Source organism: Thalassospira sp. SN3W, from assembly GCF_038070535.1.
GTDB classification, from domain to species: Bacteria; Pseudomonadota; Alphaproteobacteria; order Rhodospirillales; family Thalassospiraceae; genus Thalassospira; species Thalassospira xiamenensis.
The window spans coordinates 1403465-1419371 of sequence record NZ_CP121124.1; the positions used below are offsets into that span (position 1 = coordinate 1403465).

At 55.9% G+C, this 15907-nt stretch carries 13 protein-coding genes and 2 riboswitches; of the genes, 5 read left to right on the plus strand and 8 right to left on the minus strand.

The genetic code is table 11. The features are described from left to right. Window positions 1–339 precede the first annotated feature (339 nt). Window positions 340–822 (plus strand): peroxiredoxin, encoded by a 483-nt coding sequence (locus P8T57_RS06315; RefSeq protein ID WP_007092280.1) that lies wholly within the window; start codon window positions 340–342, stop codon window positions 820–822. Window positions 823–908: 86 nt separating this feature from the next. Here P8T57_RS06315 and P8T57_RS06320 read toward each other — a convergent pair whose 3' ends face one another. The 7 genes from P8T57_RS06320 to P8T57_RS06350 form a co-directional block, all read right to left on the minus strand. Next, complete coding sequence (locus P8T57_RS06320; RefSeq protein WP_007092281.1) at window positions 909–1313, minus strand: hypothetical protein; 405 nt, start codon at window positions 1311–1313, stop codon at window positions 909–911. Window positions 1314–1788: 475 nt separating this feature from the next. Beyond that, entirely contained in the window at window positions 1789–2694 is a 906-nt protein-coding gene (locus P8T57_RS06325) for a protein phosphatase CheZ (protein ID WP_341364923.1), read from the minus strand. A gap of 202 nt (window positions 2695–2896) precedes the next feature. Then, complete coding sequence (gene gcvPB, locus P8T57_RS06330; RefSeq protein WP_341364924.1) at window positions 2897–4393, minus strand: aminomethyl-transferring glycine dehydrogenase subunit GcvPB; 1497 nt, start codon at window positions 4391–4393, stop codon at window positions 2897–2899. Then, entirely contained in the window at window positions 4390–5745 is a 1356-nt protein-coding gene (gcvPA, locus tag P8T57_RS06335) for an aminomethyl-transferring glycine dehydrogenase subunit GcvPA (RefSeq protein ID WP_341364925.1), read from the minus strand. The genes gcvPB and gcvPA overlap by 4 nt, the downstream gene beginning before the upstream one ends. A 3-nt stretch (window positions 5746–5748) precedes the next feature. Further along, the gene (gene gcvH, locus P8T57_RS06340; RefSeq protein WP_007092285.1) at window positions 5749–6120 is read right to left on the minus strand and encodes a glycine cleavage system protein GcvH; all 372 of its coding nucleotides are present in this window, start codon (window positions 6118–6120) and stop codon (window positions 5749–5751) included. Window positions 6121–6210: 90 nt separating this feature from the next. Further along, on the minus strand, window positions 6211–7323 hold the full coding sequence (gene gcvT / locus P8T57_RS06345; RefSeq protein ID WP_341364926.1) for a glycine cleavage system aminomethyltransferase GcvT: 1113 nt from the start codon (window positions 7321–7323) through the stop codon (window positions 6211–6213). A gap of 57 nt (window positions 7324–7380) precedes the next feature. Beyond that, a riboswitch (glycine riboswitch) is annotated at window positions 7381–7483 on the minus strand. 3 nt (window positions 7484–7486) lie between these two features. Further along, a riboswitch (glycine riboswitch) is annotated at window positions 7487–7610 on the minus strand. 236 nt (window positions 7611–7846) lie between these two features. Continuing rightward, window positions 7847–8401 (minus strand): hypothetical protein, encoded by a 555-nt coding sequence (locus P8T57_RS06350; protein ID WP_341364927.1) that lies wholly within the window; start codon window positions 8399–8401, stop codon window positions 7847–7849. A gap of 266 nt (window positions 8402–8667) precedes the next feature. Between P8T57_RS06350 and ispH the strand changes: the two genes are divergently transcribed. The 4 genes from ispH to P8T57_RS06370 all read left to right on the plus strand — a co-directional run bounded on the left by ispH (window position 8668) and on the right by P8T57_RS06370 (window position 13717). Beyond that, a complete protein-coding gene (gene ispH / locus P8T57_RS06355; protein ID WP_007092365.1) occupies window positions 8668–9615 on the plus strand; it encodes a 4-hydroxy-3-methylbut-2-enyl diphosphate reductase in 948 nt (315 codons plus the stop codon). A 32-nt stretch (window positions 9616–9647) separates the two neighbouring features. Continuing rightward, complete coding sequence (locus P8T57_RS06360; protein ID WP_341364928.1) at window positions 9648–10622, plus strand: homoserine kinase; 975 nt, start codon at window positions 9648–9650, stop codon at window positions 10620–10622. 6 nt (window positions 10623–10628) lie between these two features. After that, window positions 10629–11072 carry a ribonuclease HI gene (gene rnhA, locus P8T57_RS06365; protein WP_063092061.1) on the plus strand — a complete coding sequence of 148 codons (444 nt, stop codon included), beginning with the start codon at window positions 10629–10631 and terminating at the stop codon, window positions 11070–11072. Window positions 11073–11317: 245 nt separating this feature from the next. Continuing rightward, window positions 11318–13717 (plus strand): EAL domain-containing protein, encoded by a 2400-nt coding sequence (locus P8T57_RS06370; protein WP_341364929.1) that lies wholly within the window; start codon window positions 11318–11320, stop codon window positions 13715–13717. Between the two features lie 23 nt (window positions 13718–13740). Here P8T57_RS06370 and P8T57_RS06375 read toward each other — a convergent pair whose 3' ends face one another. Further along, window positions 13741–15798 (minus strand): protein meaA, encoded by a 2058-nt coding sequence (locus P8T57_RS06375; protein ID WP_341364930.1) that lies wholly within the window; start codon window positions 15796–15798, stop codon window positions 13741–13743. Between the last annotated feature and the right edge of the window lie 109 nt (window positions 15799–15907).

Consider the following 15907-nt stretch of genomic DNA (forward strand, 5'->3'; position numbering starts at 1 on the left):
TTTTCGGGATCACGATAAACCGTGACAAAGATTTGAAACCATCGAAACCCCAACGGATATGATTGAAGATCAACCCGTTTTGCTGTTTGATGGCCCTAGAGCCTTTTCCGTTGGGATTGAAGCGTTTTGCCGGAGGCATTCTTCTGTCCCGCAAGGAAGGGATCGCAGAGCGTAGCGGGGCTACGGTCAAGATCCCTGACGCTGCGGGGCAGAAGAATGTCCCGGCCCGAAGGGTTCGGGTTTGGCGAACAAAATCGCTTCAATCCCAACGGAAAAGGCTCTACCCAATCACCAGAACAAGGGCGGCAATCAAGCCCCCCGCATGACGGAGAAAACCCCATGACCATCGAAGTCGGCAGCAAACTTCCCGAAGTCACGCTTTTCCGCGCCACCGCCGACGGCCCCGAAGCCGTCAACACCAACGAATTTTTCGCCGGTCGCAAGGTCGTTGTCTTTGCCGTGCCGGGCGCTTTCACCCCGACCTGCTCGGCCAAACATCTGCCGGGCTTCGTTGCCAATGCCGATGCCATCAAGGCAAAGGGTGTTGATGAAATCGTCTGCCTGGCATCGAACGATGCCTTTGTTCTGAACGCCTGGGCAAAGGCCGAAAATGCCGGTGAAAACATCACCATGCTGTCCGATGGCGACCTCGCCTTCGTTAGCAAGACCGGCCTTGAACTCGACCTGACCGGTCGCGGTCTTGGCAAACGCGCCAACCGCTTTGCCATGATTGTCGATGACGGCAAGGTCACCGATCTTGCGGTCGAGGAACCCGGCGCCTTTGACGTGTCGAGTGCCGAAACCGTGCTGGGCAAACTCTAAGCCCGAAACACCCGCTACAAAGCAAAAAGCTCCGCCTGATCCGCGGAGCTTTTTTCTTTTGATGCCGTATCCTTGGGGGCAGGCCCCTAACGCGGCAGCAAAACCGGTATCGGTTCTGACCGGCTGTCAAAATCGCATTCAAAAGTCGGGTCGGTGTGTTTGGCAATGAAATGCACCACACCTTCGCGGAAATCTTCCTTGATCGGCGACCAGCTCATGAAGACACCGCCGCGATTGTCATATTCGCGAATGTCTCGGTCATGGGACAGTTCAACAAAACTGTGGCCCAGATCTTCGGTGGCCCCGGCGACAAGCCATGACGGTTTGATCCCGCCATGCCACAGCAGATAGACACCGCCAACATTGTCAAGTTTCAGCTCGCTGAAATCATCGATCATGAACAGGCGATAATACTCGCCACGCGGGCTTTTCCGCCATTTGATATCTTGTGCCTTTGGCTGGCGCAAAGTGCCAAGCGACCAGAATCCCATTTCATCCTCCAAGCGCACCAAAACGCGCGCAACTGCACGTCACACGCATCCCAACGCTGCTTTTGTTTTTTATGAATTCCACTATATCGGAAAACCGTAAACTTTTGGTTGACCGATGAGAAGTCGGAAATTCGTAAAATCTTGTTCAAGGGTCTGGATCTATTAATTTGTTTGAAATGGTCAATCAGATTTGTGCGGATACGCGGAGCAAAAACGCAGGAAGATATTTATCTTTCAAGGTTTTGCGACAAAGTAGCCCGTGCAAATCCGATTGATCCGTAGGACAGGTTTTATCTTTGCGAACTCCAGCGTCAAACCCCTTGTGCGGGGTACCAACCCGCTCTGCGGGCTTTTCCTTGCATTTCGCAAAGATAAAACCTGCCATTCCAATCAAATTAATAGGTCCAGACCCTAGACAAGACTTCTTCAGGGCTTCAACCCTGAATATAAGACGCGTACCCCGATTTGGAAATACTCAGTCGAACAATTTGTCGATGTCGTCCTGACTGATCCCCTCGCCTTCCAACTGCGGACCATTCAGAAGATCGTCATCCTCGTTCTTCGGCGTCCCGTCATCATTTTCGGGAACCGGCAGATCGGTAAAGGCATCCTCGCCCCAGATCAGGATCATGTTGTGAACCCGTTCTTCAACGAATTCAAGGGTCCGAACCACCTTGTTGATGCGCTGGCCGGTGATGTCCTGGAAGTTACAGGACTCGAAAACCTTGGTGACCAGAAACGCGATCTGTTCGACATGTTCGGCCACAAAGTCGGATGGTGCCGAATTTTTAAGCGTCATCGCCAGATCGTCGATCTGTTCGGCGGATTCAAGGATCGTATGCGTTGCCATTTCCGTATCCTTGATGATCGCATCAAGTTCGGTGGTCGCACTGACAAGGCGGTCATCCTCGGCCTTCGGATGACGCAGCGACGCGATCTGCATCTTCGCCCTGTGAATATGTTCGTTCATTTCCTCGATCTGCTTGCGGATCAGTTCAAGGTCGTCTTTGTCCGGTTCCGACGCACCCGGACGATTGCTATGGGTAAAATTGCTGCTGACCGGATCGGGCAATACATCCATCGCATCACCATCCGATGCCGGTGCGATATGGGCGGCATCAATACTGCCACCGGCACGCACCGCATCGCGAAGCTGGGCGACTTCCGACCTCAGGGCACGAATTTCATCAAGTACAGCCTGATTGATCCCGGATGGCTCAACGGTCGCAGCCGGTTTCGGCGCTGGCAATGGCGCACCTGCACCCATACCGGTTTCAAGCGTCGGATCGAAAAAGGAATCCGACCAATCTTCGACCACACCACCCGAACGTTCTTTTAAACGGCGTTCTGCGGTGAAAACCTTCTGCACGCGACGTGTCATGGCTGACTTCAATCCTCCGGCAACGGGCTTTACCCGATCCCTGTTCCCCCGATCACCCACCCCCGTGGTCAGATGATCACATTAAAACGAGTATAAGGGTCCAGATTGCTACAAGTCCAATGGGTTTCAAGAACAAGCCCTTGAAAAAGAACACCCCGGCCAGATGACCGGGGTGCGCAAAAAGGTTATGTTGCGTTGCAAATCAAGCAGTTTCAGGCATCCAGCGCAGAACCGGCTTTCTTGCCGCCGCCGTTTCGTCAAGACGACGACGCGGTGTCAGATACGGCGCATTTTTAAAGAATTCCGCATCGCCCGATTCTGCCTTGGCCACCAATGCCAGCACCGCATCGCAGAACTGGTCAATCGATTCCTTGGTTTCGGTTTCCGTCGGCTCGATCAAAAGCGCACCATGCACCACCAGCGGGAAATACATGGTCATCGGGTGGAAGCCCTCATCAATGATCGCCTTGGCAAGATCCAGCGTCGAAACACCGGTATCTTTCAGGAAATCATCGTCAAACAGCGCTTCATGCATGCAATAGCCGGGGAATGCCACGCTCAGCTTGTCTTTCAGACGCGCCAGCAGATAGTTGGCATTCAGCACCGCATCGCCCGACGCCTGACGCAATCCATCCGCCCCGTGGCTTTTCATATAAGCCAGCGCACGAATGAACATGCCCATCTGGCCGTGGAACCCTTTCAGGCGACCGAACGGCTTGTTGCCATCCTTCTCGTCTGCCGTTTCTACCAGATGGAATGTCTCGCCCTTGCGCACGACATAGGGGATCGGTGCGAACGGGGCCAGTGCGTCGGAAAACACAACCGGACCCGAACCCGGTCCACCGCCGCCATGCGGGGTCGAAAAGGTTTTATGCAGGTTGATATGCATCGCATCAATGCCAAGATCGGCCGGGCGCACCCGTCCGACAATCGCGTTGAAGTTCGCCCCGTCGCAGTAAAAATACCCACCGGCCGCATGGACCAGATCGGCAATCTTGCGAACGTCGCGTTCAAACAGGCCACAGGTATTCGGGTTGGTCAGCATGATACCCGCCACATCGTCGCCAAGCTTGGCTTCGAACGCGGCAAGGTCCACACGGCCATCTTCGGTGGCCGGGATCGAATCAACCGTGAAACCGCACGCTGCGGCGGTTGCCGGGTTGGTCCCGTGGGCCGATTCCGGCACCAGAACACGACGACGGTTTTCACCGCGCGCATCAAGGGCCGCCCGGATCGCCATCATGCCGCAAAGTTCGCCCTGTGCGCCCGCTGCCGGCGACATGGCAACCGCTGGCATCCCGGTCAGAACCAGCAACCAGTGTGCGCAACTGTCAATCAGTTCAAGCGCGCCCTGAACCGTGCTTTCGGGCTGCATCGGATGCAGGTCGGCAAGACCGGGCATCCGCGCAACCTTTTCATTCAGGCGCGGGTTATGTTTCATCGTGCACGAACCCAGCGGGAAGAAGCCAGAATCGATGCCAAAGTTTTTCTGCGACAGGCGCGTGAAATGACGCACCACCTGCGGCTCGGACAGGCCCGGAAGACCAACATCGCTATCGCGATCAAGGCCGCCAAGGCGTGATTTGATGCCCGCTGGCTTCGGAAGGTCAACACCGGTACGACCCGGTTCGCCCATCTCGAAAATCAGCTTTTCCTCGAGCACAAGGCCACGGTTACCGGTATGGGTGGTAAAGCTCATGCCAGCACCTCCTTCAATGCAGACGCAAGGTCCGCGATGTCTTCGTCGGTGTTGGTTTCGGTCGCCGCCACCAGCATGTAATGGTCCAGATCGTCCCGGTTCGGATACAGGCGCGACAACGGAACCCCGCCAAGGACACCCTTGCCAACCAGTGCCTCGACCACCTCGGCTGCCGGTTTGGCAAGCTTGACGGTGAACTCGTTAAAGAAGCTGTCATTGACAACTTCCGCACCCGGCACCGCATCAATCGCATCGGCGGTCTTGCACGCGGTTTCATGGTTAAGCGTTGCCACACCACGATACCCGTCTTCACCCAGAAGGCTCATATGCACCGTAAAGGCCAACGAACACAGCCCGGAATTGGTGCAGATGTTCGATGTCGCCTTTTCACGACGGATATGCTGTTCACGCGTCGAAAGTGTTAGAACAAAACCACGTTTGCCGTCCTGATCGACCGTTTCACCGCACAGGCGACCGGGCATCTGGCGTACCAGTTTGCTGGTCGTGGCAAAAAGCCCGACATATGGCCCGCCATAATTCAGGTTGTTACCGATCGACTGGCCTTCGCCGCAGACGATATCCGCGCCAAAGCTGCCCGGCGATTTGATCGCGCCAAACGCCATGGCCTCGGTAAACACCACGATCAGAAGCGCCCCCTTGGCATGGCACGCATCCGCAAGCTTCGTGTGATCCTGAATGCGTCCGAAAACGTCCGGGTACTGGACAACCACACACGCCGTCTGATCATCAATCAGATCGTCAAGCTCATCCGCGGTTGCCTGCTTTTCCGGGTGCCCGTCACGACCGGCAACTTCGGTATCGCTATACTGGCAATAGGTTTCCGTGACTTCACGGTAATGCGGATGCAACCCACCCGACAGAACCGCTTTCTTGCGGCGCGTGGCCCGGCACGCCATCAGAACGGCCTCCGCGCACGACGTTGCCCCGTCCCACATCGATGCGTTGGCCACATCCATGCCGGTGATCGATGCCACCTGGGTCTGGAATTCGAACAGATACTGCAACGTACCCTGCGCGATTTCCGGCTGATACGGGGTATAGGCCGTCAGAAACTCACCGCGCTGGATGATGTAATCGACCGTGGCCGGAACATGGTGGCGATACGCCCCCGCGCCCAGGAAACTTGGCACGCTGGCCGTGCCGATGTTTTTGGCGGCCAGTTTCGCCATGTCGCGTTCGACCTGCAATTCACCAAGATGATATGGCAGATCGACCGGCTCGGACAGCAGCGCGCCGTCGGGCACGTCGCTATATAACTCGTCAACGGACCCGGCCCCGATGGTTTCAAGCATCGAGGCGCGATCCGCACTGGTTAGCGGAAGATAACGCATATCTTAAAGGCCTTCGACAAAGTCTTTATACGCAGCTTCGTCCATCAGCTCATCAAGCTGGGACTCATCGGAAAGTTCCATGCGGAAGAACCAGCCATCGCTTTCCGGGGCTTCGTTCACCAGTGCCGGATTGTCATCAAGCTCTTCGTTGGCTTCGACAACGACACCATCAAGCGGCGCATAAACGTCGCTGGCGGCCTTGACCGATTCGACAACCGCCGCATCGCCATCCTTGGTCAGCTTTTTGCCAACTTCCGGCAGCTCGACATAAACGATATCGCCAAGCGACTGCTGGGCGTAATCGGTAATGCCAACGGTCGCGACACCGTCTTCATATTCAACCCATTCATGTTCCTGCGAGAATTTTTTAGCCATGGTAATTCGTCCCTGTAAGATCAGTTGTCTCTAAAATCTCGGTATCTTTTGCGGGCCGCAAACGCTGCCCGAACTCTTTTTTTCTGATGATCAGCCGCGATAGTAACGATGTGCCGCAAACGGCAGCTCGACGATTTCCGCCGGGCGTGCCTTGCCGCGCACCATCAGATCGACTTTGGTACCCGGGGCGGCAAATTCAATTGCGACATATCCCATCGCAATCGGGCCATCCACGGTCGGGCCGAAACCACCGCTGGTGATTTCGCCAATTTCTTCACCGTCACTGTTCAGGACAGCCGTATGTTCACGCGCCGGTGCCTTGCCTTCGGGTTTGATCCCGACACGTTTGCGATCCGCGCCATTGGCAAGCTGATCAAGGATGACATCCGCCCCCTTGAACCCGCCTTCTTCGCGACGACGCTTGTTGATGATCCAGTTAAGGTCGCCTTCGACCGGGGTGGTCGTGGTATCGATATCGTTGCCATACAGGCAAAGACCAGCTTCAAGACGCAGCGAATCACGCGCGCCAAGGCCAATCGCCTCGACCTCTTCCTCGGCCAGAAGCTTGCGCGCCAGCTCTTCGGCGCGCTCGTTCGGCACGGAAATCTCATACCCGTCTTCGCCGGTATAGCCCGACCGGGTGACAAAGCACGCGATACCGGCAATATCGATCTCGGCAAAGCTCATGAATTTCATATCGGCAACCGAGGGTGCAAACCGCGCCAGCACGCGGGCGGCATCCGGGCCCTGCAAGGCCATCAATGCGCGGTCATCAATCTCGATCAGCTCCACACCGTTATCCAGATTGGCCCGCATATGGACAATGTCATCATCCTTGCACGCGGCATTGATCACCAGAAACAGGCTGTCGCCCGCATTGGTGATCATCAGATCATCCAAAATCGTGCCATCGTCATTGGTGAATGCGGAATAACGGGTGCGGCCGGGTTTCAGGATCGCGATGTCACCGGGCACCAGCTTTTCAAGCTCGGCCACGCGATGTTCACCGGTCAGGCGGACCTGCCCCATATGCGAAACGTCAAACAGACCGGCCTTCGCACGGGTATGCAGATGTTCGCCCTTCACCCCCAGCGGATATTGCACCGGCATGTCGTATCCGGCAAACGGCACCATCTTGGCACCCAGTTCCACATGCAAATCATAAAGGGCAGTTTTCAGCAGTTCGGTTTGATGATCGGCCATCAAGGTCTCCAGACAGTCGTTGCGAAACATAGCCGACCAGTGGCCAACCACGTCCCCCTCTGTCTTGGAGCCTGAAAGAATCACAGCCGGTTTGAATACCGGTCTGCTTACATCTTCGGCGAGGCGCACATCCATGTTCGATGCCGCCTGCTTTCCAGAGTCCCATCTCCCCGCGGTCCGTTTGCCTGAGAGTTTCCGGGGTGGTTGCTCCTTCGGCGTCCGCGCAATCCCTATCGATGTAATCACGCACATCGATCAAGACCGTGGCACTCTCCCACGGGGATCATTTGGGTATGCCTCCTTATACGGATTTGAATCCGACCAGACCAGCCCCAAAAATCATATCCTCTCCACCCCATCCATTGGTATGAGGATTAAAAGCCCTTTTTTAGCCCCTCCGGCAAATGCCCATTATTTTGTATGAGGATTACCGAAAACGAACTTTTGTTCAAAAACGAAAACCCCGCCACGCGAGGCGGGCGGGATTTGATTATTCACCAAAAATGAATAATAGGCGGGATTATTAATTTTTTCCGAAGCGCCGATTGTAATCAAGCTGATCGGCACTCAGCTGGAAACCAAGGTAAATTTCATAGTCCGGACCGGCCCAGACATCATCCAGCGGCACGTTCAAAGTCACCTGCTCGTCGCGATAGCGCGCCAGGTTCAAATTGCTCGGAAACGCCATCTGAACATCAAACAGATTCTTCTGGATAAACTCGCCAGACGGGTCCTTAAGTGCTACGAAATACTGGAGTTTTGCGTTGCGCCCCTGTGCGGCCGGGCCCAGTTCGGCATTGATCACCGGGCTGATCACGACGTTCAGCACCTTGTCATCAAGGTCATAGCCGCAATCACCCAGATAACCGCCAAATTCGGCTTCAAGGATCACATCGGTCAGGTCTTTGCCCTGACCGCTGAACTGCACCAGTCGGGCGGTATCATTGGGCAGGAAGGCCCGCGGACATGCCGGAACCGGCTGCTCTTCGAACGGGTTGCTGCTGCACGCCGCCAGAAAACCGGCAAACGACACCAAACCCAATGCACAAACACGCCGCAGTCCGTTCGCAATCGTCATCCAAGCCTCTATAGAACTGGTCAAATTCGCGGTCATCCCCCACCATGGGCACAACCGCGCGCAGTCTATTCGCTCCGATATGGCGACACAACCCGCTTCCGTTTCAAATCGCGGTATGCGGCGTAAATACATGGCCGGACATAGCTGAACATGCATCTTTACACGGTGTCTGTCATTGCGTGCACGGTGCTGGCAGGTTATGTAACGAAGACATTTGAATAATCGCGCGGCTGGTGTCGCGCATCATGAACATTCGGACCCGTATCATGTCTGACAAAGCCGACCTTCGGATCATTCTTGCCAACCCGCGCGGTTTCTGTGCCGGGGTGGATCGTGCGATCGAGATCGTCGAAAAGGCGCTGGTGAAGTATGGCGCGCCGGTCTATGTCCGCCACGAAATCGTCCACAACAAATTCGTGGTCGACCGCCTGCGCGATATGGGCGCTGTTTTTGTCGATGAACTCGATAGCGTCCCGGATGGCGTGCCAGTAATCTTTTCCGCGCACGGTGTGCCGAAATCGGTCCCCGAAGCCGCCGAAAGCCGCCAGCTTGAATATCTTGATGCGACCTGCCCGCTGGTGTCCAAGGTCCATCGTGGGGCTGAACGCCACCATGCAGATGGCAAACATATCCTTCTGATCGGCCATGCCGGTCATCCCGAAGTCATCGGCACCATGGGGCAGTTGCCACCGGGCAGCATGACCCTGATCGAGACCGAAGAAGACGCCGAAAACCTTCAGGTCGAAAACCCCGAAAACCTTGCGTTTGTGACCCAGACCACCCTGTCGCTGGACGATACGGCCAAGATCATCTCGATCCTGCAACGCCGCTTCCCGGCGATCGAGGTCCCGAAGAAAGAAGACATCTGCTATGCGACCACCAACCGCCAGCACGCGGTCAAGCTGATCGCAACCGACGCCGATGCCATTCTGGTTCTGGGCGCGCCAAACTCGTCAAACTCGAACCGACTGGTCGAAGTAGCCAAACGCGAAGGATGTGACCGTTCGGTTCTGGTCGAACGCGCCAAGGATATCGACTGGTCCAAGCTTGACGGCATTTCGACGCTTGGCATTACCGCGGGCGCATCCGCCCCGGAAATTCTGGTCGAGGAAGTCATCGATGCCTGCCGCGAACGTTATAACGTCACGGTCGAAACCCTGACTTTGACCAATGAAAACGTCACCTTCAAGCTGCCCCGCCAGCTTGCCAGCTAACCCCGCCCTGATGCAGGAAATCCGGATATCCCATGGCCGTCTATACCGACGTTTCTGACGAAGATATCGCCCGTTTTGTTGCCGAATACGATATCGGCAATGTGATTTCGTTCAAGGGAATCGCCGAGGGTGTCGAAAATACCAACTTCCTGCTTCAGACCGATCAGGCATCCTTCATCCTGACCCTGTATGAAAAGCGTGTGAACCCCGATGATCTGCCGTTTTATCTGGGCCTGATGGATCATCTGTCGGCCAAGGGGCTGAATTGCCCGACACCGATCCACGGCAAGGACGGGGTTGCGTTACGCCGTTTGTGCGGACGTCCGGCCGCCATCACATCCTTCCTGAACGGCATGTCGCCACGCCGGATCATGCCCCATCACTGCACCGGGCTTGGTGCAGCACTGGCGCAACTGCACACCGCCGGTCAGGATTTCGACATGTATCTTGGCAATGCGCTAAGCGTTACGGGCTGGCGCCCGCTGTTTGAAAGCTGCCGTGCTGATGCCAACGGCGTTCAGCCCGGCCTTGAAAAACTGATCGAGGATGAGCTGGCCTTTCTTGAAGCCAACTGGCCCCATCAGTTGCCCGCGGGCGTGATCCATGCCGACCTGTTCCCCGATAATGTGTTTTTCTTCCCGGGCAAGGATGACGTATCGGGCCTGATCGATTTCTATTTCGCGTGCAATGACCTTCTGGCCTATGACATTGCGATCTGCATGAATGCCTGGTGTTTCGAACCTGATAACAGCTTCAACGTCACCAAGGCGCGCAACCTGCTGTCAAGCTATGGCAAGGTGCGCGCCTTGTCCGATGACGAACTGGCCGCCCTTCCGATCCTTGCGCGCGGGGCGTCGTTGCGGTTCCTGCTGACCCGTCTTTATGACTGGATCAATACGCCCAAGGATGCGCTGGTCACACCGAAAAACCCATGCGAATACATCAACAAACTGCGCTTTCATCAGCGGATCGACAGTGCCAGCGCCTATGGCCTGGGCGAGGAATAGAATTACATGACCGGAACGGACAATAAACGCGTCGAGATTTATACCGACGGCGCGTGCAGCGGCAACCCCGGCCCCGGTGGCTGGGGCGCGATCCTGCGATTTAATGGCGTGGAAAAGGAAATGTCGGGCGGCGATCCCGAAACCACCAACAACCGCATGGAAATGATGGCCGCCATCAGTGCGCTTGAAGCGTTGAAACGCCCCTGTGTGGTCGATATCTACACCGACAGCAGCTATGTCCGTGACGGAATTACCAAATGGATTTTCGGCTGGCAGAAACGCGGCTGGAAAACGGCGGATAAAAAGCCCGTCAAAAATGTCGAGCTTTGGCAAAGGCTTCTGGATGCCCTGAAACCTCACAAGGTTGAATGGCACTGGGTCAAAGGACACGCCGGACACCCGGAAAACGAACGATGCGATGAACTCGCCCGTCAGGCCGTGCCGAAATAAACCCGCCCTAAATAAGAAATCCGAAATAAACTGGCATACAAGTGCTTGAAGCTGCTGCACTTCGATCCAAAATAGATGGATCGGATTGCTTTTTGTGAACGCTATATGAAAAAAATGAAATCAAACTTGCTTTTGGGCTGACTTCCAGATTGAGTAACGTCAGTGTCAGGGATGTTGGACCCCGTCCTAAGGTCGGGTATGGTTGCCATTAACTAGTCGATAGTGGGTGCCGAGGAGAAATACGCTTGTCGCGCGGATCGTACGGCTTTTTACAACGGAAGTCGCTTAGCAGCCGATTGCTTTTTATCGCGCTGCCGCTGGTTTCCCTGTTCTCCCTCGCGCTGTTCGTTGTCTTCGGATACGTCAGTTACACGGTTCTGCGTGACGACCTGACTGAAAAAATCGAACAGACCGCCGATATCAATGCCCGCGTTCTGGCGACACCGTTCTGGTATCTGGATGTCGACAATATCGAATCCGCCCTGAATGCCATGAGCCGGGATCGCGATATTGTCGCCGTGCTGGCACTAGGTGCTGACGGCACCGAATTTGCCCATACCGGCGTGTCACAATCCGAACTGAACGACACCCTGCGTCTGTCGCGGCGCGTGTTCTTTGAACGCAATAATGTGCGTCATGACGTCGGCGAACTTGTGATTTACTTCACAGAAGCCCGCGTTCAGGATTTGCTGTTCCGCCGGATGGTGATCGACATGATCCTGTTCGGCCTGCTGATTGCGGTTGTCGCCGCCAGCCTTCTGATCGCCAACAAACGGTCGATCAAGGAACCGCTGAACCGGCTTTTGCATTCCATCCGCATGACCAAGCATGGCCGCCTGCGCCGTCCGGTGGAATGGAACAGTTCGGATGAACTGGGTCTTCTGATCCGCGAATATAATGAAATGGTGACCCTGCAAGGGCAGGCACAGGAAGAAGCCCAGCGCAAACAGGCTCTTCTCGAAGCAACCCTTCACAATATCGGCCAAGGCATATGCCTGTTCGATCAGGACCTGAACCTGATGGTCTGGAACGAACGCTATATCGAATTGCTGAACCTGCCGCGCGATCTGGTCAAGGAAGGCACACCGCTTTCCGATATTCTGCGTTACAACGCCGAACGCGGCGAATATGGCGATGTCAGCATTCAGGCCCTGATTTCCGACCGGGTGGCGATTGCGCGCCGTCGCGAACCGTACCGCATGGAACGCACCCGCCCGAATGGCCGGGTCGTTCAGGTGGACCACAACCCGATGCCCGGCGGCGGTTACGTTGCGACCTATACCGACATTACCGAACGCAAACAGACCGAAGCCCGCATGCGCCATCTCGCCGTGCATGACGTCCTGACCAGCCTGCCGAACCGCACCCTGTTCCTTGACCGTCTGCGTCAGGCATTGCTATCCGCCCGCCGGTTCCAGCGCGGGGTCACGGTGCTGTTTGTCGATCTGGACCGGTTCAAGGACATCAACGATCACTTTGGCCATGATGTCGGCGATCTGATGATCCAGGAAATGGGGCAGCGCCTGTCACGGATCATCCGTGATTCCGATACCGCCGCCCGCCTTGGCGGCGATGAATTTGCCATCATCCAGACCGATGTGCAGAATATCGAAGACACCATCGCCCTTGCCCAACGCATCATCGATGAACTATGCCAACCGTTCGATTGCCGCGGCATCCGCCTGCATTCGACCGCCAGTGTCGGCATCACCCTGTTCCCCGAAGACGGCGAAAATCCCGAACAGCTGGTCAAAAACGCCGATATGGCGATGTATGCCGCCAAGGCCGAAGGGCGCAACAATTACCGGTTCTTCCTGCCGTCGATGCACGAGAGGGTCAAGGAACGCAAAACCATCGAAGAAGATCTGCGCAACGCGCTCGAATATGATCAGCTTGAACTTTACTATCAGCCGAAAATCGACTGCCGCACCGAGCGGGTTGTCGGCGCGGAGGCACTGGTGCGCTGGCACCACCCGGATCGTGGTCTGATCCTGCCGGGCGAATTCATTTCCGTGGCCGAGGAATGCGGCCTGATCAACCGGCTGGGCGCATGGGTTATGAACAAGGCCTGCCAACAGACGCAAATCTGGCGGGAAACCACATTGCCGGGCCTTCGGATCGCGGTGAACCTTTCACCGGCACAGTTCCAGGATGCCGAACTGGTCAGTTCTGTTACCAAAATCATGGATCAGACCCGCCTGCCCGATGGCACGCTGGAACTGGAAATCACCGAATCGATCCTGATGAATAACCCGGAAAAGGCCGTTTCCACCTTGAACGAGCTTAAGGCCCTTGGCGTGCGGATCGCGATTGACGATTTCGGCACCGGTTATTCATCGCTGAACTATCTGAAACGTTTCCCGGTATCCTCGATCAAGATCGACCGGTCGTTTGTCAACGACATCCATGTCGATATGGATGACAAGGCAATTGTCGATGCGGTGATCGGCCTGGGCCACAGCCTTAATCTTGAAGTCGTCGCCGAAGGTGTCGAAGAAGTCGAACAGCACGAATATCTGCGCGACAAGGGATGCGACTTCATTCAGGGCTTCCTGTTTGCCAAACCATTGCCCGCCGCAACCTTTGAAAGCTGGGTTCTTGAACGCCACAGCAGCGAACCGGCACGGGTTGCCGTCAAGAGCTGAGCAAATCCGCAAAACCGCCGCAATCAATAAATCGCCGTTCCGGCCCCTTCCGGCTTGCCTTCGATGTTACGCGGTGCCGGATGTTCGGTTGATTTGCGATCCACCAGATCGACAATTTCGGAAATCACCCGGACCAGCTGGTAATCCTTTGGCGTATAAACCGCCGATACCCCCATCTGGCGCAGGACAAGCATATCCGCATCCGGGATGATGCCGCCAACAACGACCGGGATATGCCCCGCCCCGTGGGCACGCAACCCATTCACGACTTCGCGCACCAGCGGCACATGCGACCCTGACAGGATCGAAAGCCCGATCACATGCGCGCCTTCGTCGATAGCATTGCGCACCAGTTCATCGGGCGTCCAGCGAATGCCGTCATAAAGCACGTCGATCCCGGCATCGCCCGCCTTGACCGCGATCTGTTCCGCCCCGTTGGAATGGCCGTCCAGCCCCGGCTTGCCGACCAGCATTTTCATGCGTTCGCCAAGTTTTTCGGAAACCTCGTCCACGCGACTGCGCAGTTTCTTGATGTCTTCTTCGTCACCGGTCACGATCATCGATGTGATGCCGGTCGGTGCACGGTATTCGCCAAACACCTGACGCAGCGTTTCCGACCATTCCCCGGTCGTGACCCCGGCATGGGCACACGCAATCGAACTTTCCATGATGTTGCGATCTTCGCGGGCGGCGGCTTCAAGATCGGCAAGGCTTCTGGCAACCGCGGCCGGGTCGCGACCGGCCCGCCATTCTTTCAGCTTTTCAATCTGTTCCTGTTCGGCCATGTCATCGACCGTCAGGATCGATTTTTCCCCCGATGTCAGGGGTGATGCTTCGGTTTCGGTATAGGCATTCACACCGATCACCTTGGTCAGCCCGGTTTCGATATCGGCCAGACGGCGCGCATTGGATCGCACCAGTTCCTGTTTCATGTAACCAAGATCGACTGCGGCAATCGCCCCGCCCATGGCATCGATTTTCGCCAGTTCTTCGCGTGCACCGTCCTTAAGCAATCCGACCTTGCGTTCAATCGCCGGATTGCCGTCAAACAGGTCGTCATATTCCAGAAGGTCGGTTTCATAGGCCATGATCTGTTGCAGGCGCAGCGACCATTGCTGATCCCACGGGCGCGGCAGGCCAAGGGCCTCGTTCCACGCCGGAAGCTGCACGGCACGCGCGCGCGCATTCTTTGACAGCACCACCGACAGCATTTCGATCAGGATGCGATACACATTGTTTTCGGGTTGCTGTTCGGTCAGGCCAAGCGAATTGACCTGCACGCCATAGCGGAACCGGCGATATTTTTCATCGGAAATGCCATAACGATCCCGCGTGATTTCATCCCACAATTCGCAAAATGCCCGCATCTTGCAAATCTCGGTCACAAACCGGATACCGGCATTCACGAAAAATGAAATGCGCCCGACAACCTTGGCAAAATCTTCTTCGGGCACCTGACCGGATGCCTTGACCGCATCAAGCACGGCAATCGCAGTCGCCAGCGCATAGGCCAGTTCCTGCTCGGCAGTCGCCCCTGCTTCCTGCAAATGGTACGAGCACACATTCATCGGGTTCCATTTCGGAACCTCGCGATAGGTAAAGGCCGCAACATCGGTGATCAGTTTCAGACTGGGTGCCGGCGGGAAGATATAGGTCCCGCGTGACAGATATTCCTTGATGATGTCGTTCTGGGTCGTGCCTTGCAGGCTGTCGCGCGGCGTTCCCTGTTTTTCGGCAACGGCAATATAAAGCGATAAAAGCCATGCCGCCGGTGCGTTGATCGTCATCGATGTGTTCATCTGATCAAGCGGAATAGCCTCAAACAGGGTCATCATGTCGCCCAGATGCGATACAGGCACGCCGACCTTGCCGACCTCGCCGCGCGCCAGAACATGGTCCGAATCGTAACCGGTCTGGGTCGGCAGATCGAACGCGACCGACAGCCCCGTCTGCCCCTTTGCCAGATTCTGGCGATACAGCGCGTTCGATGCGCTGGCCGAACTGTGCCCGGCATAGGTACGGATCAACCACGGGCGGTCGCGTTCCGGCTTTGCTGCACTGCGTTGATTTTTCATCGACATAGCGACCTCGCGTATCTTTATTACCCAAAAGCTTTATGTTTGTTACAAGAAAACGTTATTAAATTACCTACTAGACATCACTTGGATAATTATATAACAATTTGTGCAA

What these genes read in the sequence shown, in the direction of transcription:
- P8T57_RS06315 (WP_007092280.1), top strand. Translation starts at nt 340, where the DNA reads ATGACCATCGAAGTCGGCAGCAAACTTCCCGAAGTCACGCTTTTCCGC.
- P8T57_RS06320 (WP_007092281.1), bottom strand. Translation starts at nt 1,313, where the DNA reads ATGGGATTCTGGTCGCTTGGCACTTTGCGCCAGCCAAAGGCACAAGAT.
- P8T57_RS06325 (WP_341364923.1), bottom strand. Translation starts at nt 2,694, where the DNA reads ATGACACGTCGCGTGCAGAAGGTTTTCACCGCAGAACGCCGTTTAAAA.
- gcvPB (WP_341364924.1), bottom strand. Translation starts at nt 4,393, where the DNA reads ATGAGCTTTACCACCCATACCGGTAACCGTGGCCTTGTGCTCGAGGAA.
- gcvPA (WP_341364925.1), bottom strand. Translation starts at nt 5,745, where the DNA reads ATGCGTTATCTTCCGCTAACCAGTGCGGATCGCGCCTCGATGCTTGAA.
- gcvH (WP_007092285.1), bottom strand. Translation starts at nt 6,120, where the DNA reads ATGGCTAAAAAATTCTCGCAGGAACATGAATGGGTTGAATATGAAGAC.
- gcvT (WP_341364926.1), bottom strand. Translation starts at nt 7,323, where the DNA reads ATGGCCGATCATCAAACCGAACTGCTGAAAACTGCCCTTTATGATTTG.
- P8T57_RS06350 (WP_341364927.1), bottom strand. Translation starts at nt 8,401, where the DNA reads ATGACGATTGCGAACGGACTGCGGCGTGTTTGTGCATTGGGTTTGGTG.
- ispH (WP_007092365.1), top strand. Translation starts at nt 8,668, where the DNA reads ATGTCTGACAAAGCCGACCTTCGGATCATTCTTGCCAACCCGCGCGGT.
- P8T57_RS06360 (WP_341364928.1), top strand. Translation starts at nt 9,648, where the DNA reads ATGGCCGTCTATACCGACGTTTCTGACGAAGATATCGCCCGTTTTGTT.
- rnhA (WP_063092061.1), top strand. Translation starts at nt 10,629, where the DNA reads ATGACCGGAACGGACAATAAACGCGTCGAGATTTATACCGACGGCGCG.
- P8T57_RS06375 (WP_341364930.1), bottom strand. Translation starts at nt 15,798, where the DNA reads ATGTCGATGAAAAATCAACGCAGTGCAGCAAAGCCGGAACGCGACCGC.